The organism is Mycobacterium sp. (assembly GCF_008709575.1).
In the GTDB taxonomy this organism is placed as follows: domain Bacteria; phylum Actinomycetota; class Actinomycetes; order Mycobacteriales; family Mycobacteriaceae; genus Mycobacterium.
In genome coordinates, this window is the sequence record NZ_VYIK01000211.1 from 1 (window position 1) to 920 (window position 920).

Here is a 920-nt window from a genome sequence, read left to right on the forward strand (position 1 = left end):
TCATGCATCTGCCCGGGGTTCGGACACTGGACGAAGTCAAGGCGTCGGGGCGATATCGGTTCCTGACTCCTGACCAGCTGATCGCCGAAATCCGCGACGCCGAGAACTACGGGCCGCTCGTGCTGCACCCGCTGGTCGGCGGTATGCCCGTCGATGAAGCATGGAAGTCGCTGCAGCTGCTCGTCGACGAGGTCTTGCCCGCCGTGGGCTGACGCCCGGCGCCCCGCCCGGCCGGGGTATCTTGGCACGATGAGCGCCACGAGCCGAATCCGGGTGGCCCGGGTCTACGACCATCCCGGCCCCGCCGACGGCCAGCGGATCCTGGTGGACCGGTTGTGGCCGCGCGGATTTCGCAAAGATGATCCTCGGGTGGGCACCTGGCTCAAGGACGTCGCTCCGTCCACGGAGCTAAGGGACTGGTACGGCCACAAGCCTGAACGTTTCGAGGAGTTCGCTGCGCGGTACAAGACAGAACTTGCCCACAACGAGGCCCGCAAAAGGGCGTTGGAGGATCTTCGCGAACTGGCCAGACACGGCCCGGTGACCCTGGTGACCGCGACCCGCGACATCGACGGCAGCCAGGCCGCGGTGCTGGCGCAGGTGCTCAAAGGTCGCTGACGCCCGGGCGGGCTACGGGCCCAACGGCAACGGTCAGTAATCGAGCTGCGCCAGCCGGGCGCCGCCGTGCCGTTTCGGCCCCTCCAGGGACACCGCCGCCGGCACCATCTCACTGGTCACCGCACCGTGCCCGGCGGTCAGCTCGTCGACGATGTCGTAACTGCGCACGATCCACTCCGGCCGGTCGATGATAATCGTGACCACCGGCACCCGCCGGACCAACTGAAAAAGCTTGTCCCCGTGCGGCTCATGGTCACCGTGGAATCCCCAGATCCCGCGCAGCACGGTCGCGCCGCGGGCCA

The 920-nt window shown here is 67.8% G+C and carries 2 protein-coding genes and 1 pseudogene; 2 read left to right on the forward strand and 1 reads right to left on the reverse strand.

Going from position 1 to position 920, the window contains the following annotated elements; genetic code table 11:
* Nucleotides 1–212, forward strand: a pseudogene (locus F6Q13_RS17945) (LLM class flavin-dependent oxidoreductase); the annotation flags it as partial.
* Between the two features lie 37 nt (nucleotides 213–249).
* Entirely contained in the window at nucleotides 250–618 is a 369-nt protein-coding gene (locus F6Q13_RS17950) for a DUF488 domain-containing protein (RefSeq protein WP_293059434.1), read from the forward strand.
* Between the two features lie 33 nt (nucleotides 619–651).
* Here the strand turns inward: F6Q13_RS17950 and F6Q13_RS17955 are convergent.
* Nucleotides 652–920 (reverse strand): DUF190 domain-containing protein (locus tag F6Q13_RS17955; RefSeq protein WP_293059436.1); only part of this gene is annotated, 269 nt, incomplete at its 5' end.

What these genes read in the sequence shown, in the direction of transcription:
- F6Q13_RS17950 (WP_293059434.1), top strand. Translation starts at nt 250, where the DNA reads ATGAGCGCCACGAGCCGAATCCGGGTGGCCCGGGTCTACGACCATCCC.